Source organism: Roseicyclus sp. (assembly GCF_052168335.1).
GTDB lineage: Bacteria > Pseudomonadota > Alphaproteobacteria > Rhodobacterales > Rhodobacteraceae > Roseibacterium.
This window is the reverse complement of the sequence record NZ_JBQLZP010000088.1, coordinates 1-7177: the sequence shown is the minus strand read 5'-3', so window position 1 is coordinate 7177 and position 7177 is coordinate 1. Positions and strand designations below refer to the sequence as shown.

Below are 7177 nucleotides of genomic sequence, written 5' to 3'. Positions count from 1 at the left end.
CCCACGGCATCCGCACGCGGGTGTTCGAGCACACGATTCTCAACAACGGCGGCTATCTCAGCCAGGCCTGTTCCGCCGCCGAGCAGTTCGCGTGGCTCTACAACGAGGAGTTGCGCCTCGGGCCGCCGACGCTGCCGATGATCCCCAAGCCCTTCGGCGGCGTGCCCTCGGCCGACAACCCGGACTACCACACCGGCGCGGGCTACAACGGCCCCGCCGCGCCCGAGTTCGACCGCCTCTTCATCGCGCCCGCGCACTACGCGCTCGTGGCCTACGCGACGCTGATCGAGGTCGGCCGCATGGCGCCCGAGGGGATCGAGATGTTCAACAAGGACGGCTCCTCCGTCGAGATGATCGGGGCCGAGCATTCCCCGGGGATGGAGGTCCACAACGGCACGCTCGGCATCGGCTTCTCCACCGCCGCGGGCCTCGCCTGGGGCCGCAAGCGCAAGGGCGAGCCCGGGCGCACCTGGGTCTACATGTCCGACGGCGAGGTGCAGGAGGGCCAGACCTGGGAGGCCATCGCGGCCGCCGCGCACCACCGGATCGACACCCTCTACGCCATCATGGACGTGAACCGGCAGCAATGCGACGGCGCCATGACCTCGGTGATGGAGGTGGGCGACATCGCGCGGAAGATCGAGGCCTTCGGCGGCGTCGCGGTCTGGATCGACGGCCACGACCTCGACCAGATGCGCGAGGCGGTGCGCACGCCGCACCGGGGCAAGCCGCTGATCATCCTCGCGAACTCCAGCCCGTTCCGGGGCATGCCCTATCTCCAGCTCCGCTTCCCGCGGCTCCACTACGTCCGCTTCAAGTCCGAGAAGGAGCGCGCCGAGATGAACCGGCACATCGCCAAGTCCCTCGGCGTCCCGCCCATCGACTACGGCAAGGGGCACTGACATGGTCGAGATGGTGAACCGGCCCTACGAGAGGGCCTTCGAAAAGCACGCCCGCGCCAATCCCGAGGTGCTCTGCCTCTCGGCGGACCTGACCTCGTCCTGCGAGATCGACAAGTTCCGCGACAAGTATCCCGAGCAGTTCCTGTCGCTCGGCATGGCGGAGCAGAACATGATGTCCTTCGCCGGCGGGCTCGGCCTCGCGGGGTTCCGGCCGTTCCTGCATTCCTTCGGCGTCTTCCTCTACCGGCGGCCCTACGACCAGCTCATGGCCTCGGTCGCCTATCCGCGGCGCAAGGTGCGGCTGATGGGGTTCCTGCCCGGCATCACGACGCCCGGCGGCATGACGCACCAGGCGATCGAGGACATCGCGGTGATGCGCTCGATCCCCAACATGACCGTGCTCGAGACCGGCGACGCGACGGAGGTGGAATCGATCTGCGAGGCGGCCGATTCCATCGACGGGCCGGTCTATTGCCGCGTGCTGCGCGGCACCGTTCCGCGCCTCTTCGACACGCCGATCCGGGTGGGGCGGATGCGCGAGCTGGCGTTGGGGCAGGACGTGCTGATCGTCACTTCCGGCATCACCACGGAGGAGGCGCTGCGCGCGCGCGGCGCGCTCGAGGGGGCGGGCCTCTCGATCCGGCACCTGCATCTCAACACGATCAAGCCCTTCGACGCGAAGGCGATGCTCGACCACATCGCCTCGGTCCGGCGGGGCGTGGTGACGCTCGAGAACCACGTGACGGAGGGCGGCATCGGCTCGCTCGTGGCCGAGATCATGGCGGACCACGGCGTCGGCAAGCGCCTCGTGCGGCTGGGCCTCCGGGACACCTATGCGCATGGCGGCTCGCGGCCCTACCTGATGAAATACTACGGTCTCGACGCCACGGCCCTCGTGAAGGGGGTCGAGGGGCTGCTCGGCGAGGAGCTCGGCATCACCGAGGACATGCTCGCCGCCGCGCGGATCGAGGCGGTGCATTCCACCGAGAAGGCCGAGGCGCTGTGAGCCGCTTCACCGTCACCTACCGCCTCTTCGCGGCCAGTGCGGCGGAGGCGCGGGCGCGCGCCGAGGGCGTCGCGCTCGAGCAGACCGTCGAGGTGCCCCGCGACGTGGTGCCCGAGGGCTTCATCGCCGACGAGATCGTGGGCCGGGTCGAGGAGATCGGGGCGGAGGCCGAGGGCCGGTTCCGCGCCACGGTCTCCTATTCTCCCGAGAGCACGGGGACGGAGCTGCCGCAGCTCCTCAACGTCATGTTCGGCAATTCCTCGATCCAGAAGGGGATCAAGGTGACGGGCCTCGACCTCGGGCCGCTTGCCCGGGCCTTTCCGGGGCCGCGCTTCGGGATCGAGGGCGTCCGCGCCCTCGCCGGGTGCGCGCGCGGGCCGATGATCGCGCCCGTGCTGAAGCCGCAGGGCACGTCGCCCCGGACGCTCGCCGCGATCGCGGAACGCTGCGCGCGGGCGGGGGCGCATGTGGTGAAGGAGGATCACGGTCTCACCGACCAGCCGGTCCATTCCTTCCGCGCGCGGGTGACGGCGATTGGCGCCGCCGTCGCCCGCGCCAATGCGGAGAAAGAGGGCACGACGCTCTACTTCGCGAACCTCGCGGGGCGGAGCGAGGACCTGATGGAGAACGCGCGCTTCGCGAAGGAGGCGGGCGCGCACGGCCTTCTGATCATGCCCGGCCTCTTCGGCTTCGACCTCGTCCGCCGCGTGGCGGAGGCGCCCGACCTCGGCCTGCCGATCATGACGCATCCGAGCTTTCTCGGGCCGCATGTCCTGTCGGAGGATACCGGCTTCACCCACGGCATGATGTTCGGCACGCTCCAGCGCCTCGCCGGGTCCGACATCTCGGTCTTTCCCAATGTCGGCGGGCGCTTCGGCTTCACGGCGGAGGAATGCCTCGACATCGTGTCCGCCTGCCAGGACCCGGACGGCATCGGGCGGCCGATGCTGCCCTCGCCCGGCGGCGGCATGAGCCCCGAGCGCGCGGCCGACATGCGCGCGATGTATGGCGAGGACACCGTGTTCCTGCTCGGCGGCTCGCTGCTGCGCCACGCGGAGCGGATCGGCGAGGCGGTGGCCGACCTTCTCGCCGCGCTCGACCGGCCCGCCTGAGGCGCGCCCCCCGGATCAGGCCGGCAGTTCCCGCTGCCCTTCGGGGTCGGCGATGGTGCCCACCGGCGCCCGCGCGTCGCCCGCGATCATGCCCGCCGCCGCGAAGGCCGCGTCGCGGTAGGGCATCAACACCAGATCGGCCCGCGCGGCGCGGAGCCTGCCCGCCGTCTCCTCCCGGTGGGCCGCGACGGCGACCTTTCCCGTGAAGCCGAGGTCGCGCACCGTGCTGAGCAGCGTCACGCGCGGATCCTCGTGGGTCAGGCCCATGTCGTGCTCGGGCACCGCGAGGACAAGCCACCCGGCCCGCTGGAGCGGCAGGTGCGCCAGAAACTCGGGGTCGGAGGCATCGCCGAAGACCACGTCGTAGCCCTGCGCGCGGGCGTTGCGCACCGCCTCGGGGCTGAAGTCGACGCCGAGGATGCGCTTGCCCTGTCCGCGCAGCGCCGACGCGATCCCGAGGCCGTAGCGCCCGAGCCCGAAGAGGATCACGTCGTGGGGACGCTCCGCCTCGGGGCCGTTTTCGGGTTCCGCCTCCGCGCCCCGGCGCTCGAAGACGCCCAGGAAGGGCTCGAAGGCGGCGTAGAGGTGGTGGGAGAAGGTGATCATGTAGGTCGAGGCCGCGATGGTCACGAGCCCCACCAGCGTGACGAGGCCGAGCGCCTCCTCCGCGACATGGCCGATGGCCACTCCCATCGCCATGAAGATCAGCGAGAATTCCGAGATCTGCGCCACGGTCAGGCCGGCGAGGAAGCCCGTCCGCTTGCGGTAGCCCATGACGCTCATGATGACGAGCACGATCAACGGGTTGCCGATGAGCACGAAGAGCGACAGGACGACCGCGGGCCAGATGCTCGCGCCCAGGACGGAGAGGTCGAGCGAGGCGCCGAGCGCGATGAAGAAGAAGAGGAGGAGGAAGTCGCGCAGCGAGGCGAGCCGCGCCGCGATGGCCTCGCGGAAGGGCGTCGAGGCCAGCGAGACCCCGGCGAGAAGCCCCCCCAGTTCCTTGCCGAAGCCGAGATAGTGGCCGACCGCCGCCAGCAGCGCCGCCCAGCCGATGGCGAAGGAGACCAGGAGTTCGGGCGCCTGCGACAGCCGCTCGACCAGCGGGTTCGCGGCGAAGCGGATGAAGACCACGACGAAGGCCAGCATCGCCAGGCCGTAGCCCAGCACCTTCAGCACCTCGAGCGCCGCGTTGTCCCCCTCCGCCGCCGCGCCGCCGACGCCGATGGCCGAGAGCGCGATCATCGCGATGACCACCACGATGTCCTGCACGATCAGGAAGCCGAGCGCGATCCGCCCGTGCAGCGCGTCGATCTCGCGCTTGTCGGACAGCAGCTTCACGATGATGATCGTGGAGGAGAAGGTGAGCGCGATCGCCACATAGATCGCCGTCAACGGGTCGAGCCCGAGCGCCAGCCCGATGAGGTAGCCGAAGACCGTGGTGAAGATCACCTGCCCGAGGCCCGTCACCAGCGAGACCGGGCCGAGCGTGCGCACGAGGTTGAAGTCGAGCTTCAGGCCCACGAGGAACAGCAGCACCGCGATGCCGAGCTCGGCCAGCAGGTCGATCTGCGCGTCCGACCGCGCGATGTCGAGGACGGAGGGGCCGGCGAGGATGCCCACCGCGATGAAGCTCACGATCAGAGGCTGGCGCAGCAGGAGACCGACGAAGCCCGCGCCCGCCGCCAGCACGAGGAGCGCCGCGATCTCGTAGAACAGGTAGCCCTCGATGGCTTCGGTCATGCCTGGTCGTCCTTCTCGTCCTGTCCGCCCCGAAGCTGTGCGATCCGGGTCTCCGTCCTGGGGCAGGGTGCCGTCGCGCGACGGGCGCGCCCCGCGGGCTCGTGGCTGCGGCGGATGCTGCACCCGGTCCATGACACGGCGATGGTGCCCGCGGCAACGGGCAGTGCCGCGACCACCGTGCCGCCGTCCTGTCGGCGCGGCGCGGGCGGCACGGCTCCGCCGCGCACGGCCATGCGGATCGTCGGAGGAGTCTCGGTCATGCAGTCTCCGGGGCGCCCGGGTTTCGCGGTCCCGGTGCCTCGGCTGCGGCCGCGAGCTGCCTGCGCCGGAGCTTCCGGGCCCGTAGCCCCCCGAGTCCGGTCCGGGCGGCAGAATCTGCGATCCAGAGGTTTGCCATGTCAGGTCTGCGTGGCATCTGTCGCTCCGGACGCACGGCTTGATCGGCGGCAGTTTAAACGGCGAAAAGGTTTTGAGTGCAATCAAACGGCGGCGAGCTACGCTTTGTCACATGCGGCTTGCCGCGCCGATGCCGCCGTCCGTCCGGGCGCGGGCGAAATCAGCCAACGCGCAGCCAGAGGTGGCCATAGGCGGGCAGGTCGACCGACAGGACACCGTCCCTCGCGATCTCGGCCGAGCCGCCGCCGAGGAGGTGATCGAGCGACCTCCATCCCTCCGCGTTCGCCGGGTTGCAGGATGACTTGCGCCGCTCTCCCGCGAGGTTGTGAATCAGCATCACGGTCCTGCGGCCCCAGTCGTAGCGGAGCGCCAGGATCGAGGCCTCGGGGAAGGGAACGAAGCTCCAGTTTCCGAAGGCGATCTCCGGTGTCTGGCGGCGCCGCCGGATCAGCCGCTCCATCCAGTTCAGCATGGACGCGGGGTCGCGCTCCTGGTCCTCGACGTTGATCTTCCGGGCGCTCCAGCCGCGCGTCGCCACGACGGGCCGGCGCAGGTCCTCGGGCGCGGCGGTGGAGAACCCGCCGTTCGGGGCGTCGGACCACTGCATGGGCGCGCGCACGCTCATGCGCCCCTCGATCTCGAGGTTCTCGGCCATGCCGATCTCCTCGCCGTAGAAGAGGACGGGCGCGCCCGGCAGCGCGAAGACGAGGCTGTAGAGCATGCGGATGCGCGCTTGGTCGCCTCCGAGCATCGTCGGGATGCGCCGCCTGAGACCCCGCCCGAAGAGCTGCATCTCCGTCTTCGGGCCGAAGGCGGCGAAGACCTCCTGCCGCTCGGCCTCGGTCAGCTTGTCGAGGGACCATTCGTCGTGGTTGCGCGCGAAATGCGCCCAGCCGTCGTCGGGGTGCAGCGAGGGCATCGCCCGCATCGCGTGGACCAGCGTTCCGGCATCCTCCCGCACGAGGGCGAGCGCCAGCGCCTGGTTGAGGTTGAAGTCGAGGCACATGTTCAGCTCGTCGCCGCCCTCGTCGCCGAAGAAGCGGCGGACCTCCTCGTATTCGAGATTGACCTCGCCGAGGAGGATCGCGTCGCCGGAGCGGCGCCCGATGAAGCTGCGCAGGTCCCTCAGCCAGTCATGCGGCGCGATGTCCGCCTGTCCGGCGATCCCGTCGGTCTCCAGGAGGAACGGGACCGCATCGACGCGGAAGCCCGCGAGACCGATCTGGAGCCAGAAGCCCACGATCTTGCGGATCTCGGTCCGCACCTCGGGATTGGCGATGTTGAGGTCCGGCTGGTGGCGGTAGAACCGGTGCAGGTAGTACTGCCCCGCCGTCTCGTCCCATTCCCAGTTGCTGTCCTCGGCGTCGGGGAAGACGAGGCCGTCGGGACCCTTCTCGGGGATCTGGTCGCGCCAGACGTACCAGTCCCTGTAGGGCGAGTTCCGGTCGGACCGGGCGGAGCGGAACCACGGGTGTTCGGCCGAGGTGTGGTTGACCACGAGATCGGCGATCACGCGGATGCCCCTGTCGCGGGCCGTCCGCACGAACTGCACCAGGTCGCCCATGCTGCCCAGCCGGGGATCGACGCTGTAGTAGTCGACGATGTCGTAGCCGTCGTCCCGGTTCGGCGTCGGGTAGAAGGGCATCAGCCAGATGCAGGTGACGCCGAGCCCGGCGAGGTGGTCGATCCGGTGCTCGAGCCCGGCGAAATCGCCGATGCCGTCGCCGTTGCCGTCCTGGAAGGTCTCGACGTCCAGACAATAGAAGACCGCGTTCTTCCACCAGACATCGCTGGTGCGGCTCATGTCGGCGCCTGTCGCGTTCAGGTCCATGCCGGCTCAGCCCCTGGCCAGCGCGGGCAGCACCCGCTCGCCGAAGACGTCGATGAACCTGCGCTGCGAGACGCCGACATGGTGGAGGTAGATCCCCTCGAAGCCGAGTTCGGCATACTCCGCCAGCCAGCCGACGAAGCGCTCGGGGTCGGAGGAGACGAGGACGCTGCCGTGCATGTCCTCTCGG

Annotated in this window: 6 protein-coding genes and 1 pseudogene; 3 read left to right on the top strand and 4 right to left on the bottom strand. The window is 69.9% G+C overall.

What is annotated here, in order from left to right:
- The 3 genes from ACTS11_RS02850 to ACTS11_RS02840 form a co-directional block, all read left to right on the top strand.
- Positions 1-902: transketolase (locus tag ACTS11_RS02850; RefSeq protein WP_442638834.1), on the top strand; the 902-nt coding region annotated here is incomplete at its 5' end.
- Position 903: 1 nt separating this feature from the next.
- A complete protein-coding gene (locus tag ACTS11_RS02845) occupies positions 904-1908 on the top strand; it encodes a transketolase family protein (RefSeq protein WP_442638833.1) in 1005 nt (334 codons plus the stop codon).
- Complete coding sequence (locus ACTS11_RS02840; protein ID WP_442638832.1) at positions 1905-3020, top strand: RuBisCO large subunit C-terminal-like domain-containing protein; 1116 nt, start codon at positions 1905-1907, stop codon at positions 3018-3020. Before ACTS11_RS02845 ends, ACTS11_RS02840 begins: the two co-directional genes overlap by 4 nt.
- Positions 3021-3035: 15 nt before the next feature.
- Here the strand turns inward: ACTS11_RS02840 and ACTS11_RS02835 are convergent, their stop codons facing one another.
- The 4 genes and pseudogenes from ACTS11_RS02835 to ACTS11_RS02820 form a co-directional block, all read right to left on the bottom strand.
- Entirely contained in the window at positions 3036-4763 is a 1728-nt protein-coding gene (locus tag ACTS11_RS02835; protein WP_442638831.1) for a cation:proton antiporter, read from the bottom strand.
- Positions 4760-5023 carry a hypothetical protein gene (locus ACTS11_RS02830; protein WP_442638830.1) on the bottom strand — a complete coding sequence of 88 codons (264 nt, stop codon included), beginning with the start codon at positions 5021-5023 and terminating at the stop codon, positions 4760-4762. The genes ACTS11_RS02835 and ACTS11_RS02830 overlap by 4 nt, the downstream gene beginning before the upstream one ends.
- Before the next feature lie 296 nt (positions 5024-5319).
- The gene (locus ACTS11_RS02825) at positions 5320-6963 is read right to left on the bottom strand and encodes an alpha-amylase family protein (protein ID WP_442638829.1); all 1644 of its coding nucleotides are present in this window, start codon (positions 6961-6963) and stop codon (positions 5320-5322) included.
- 33 nt (positions 6964-6996) lie between these two features.
- Positions 6997-7177 (bottom strand): annotated as a pseudogene (locus ACTS11_RS02820) (LLM class F420-dependent oxidoreductase); the annotation flags it as partial.

What these genes read in the sequence shown, in the direction of transcription:
- ACTS11_RS02845 (WP_442638833.1), top strand. Translation starts at nt 904, where the DNA reads ATGGTCGAGATGGTGAACCGGCCCTACGAGAGGGCCTTCGAAAAGCAC.
- ACTS11_RS02835 (WP_442638831.1), bottom strand. Translation starts at nt 4,763, where the DNA reads ATGACCGAAGCCATCGAGGGCTACCTGTTCTACGAGATCGCGGCGCTC.
- ACTS11_RS02830 (WP_442638830.1), bottom strand. Translation starts at nt 5,023, where the DNA reads ATGACCGAGACTCCTCCGACGATCCGCATGGCCGTGCGCGGCGGAGCC.
- ACTS11_RS02825 (WP_442638829.1), bottom strand. Translation starts at nt 6,963, where the DNA reads ATGAGCCGCACCAGCGATGTCTGGTGGAAGAACGCGGTCTTCTATTGT.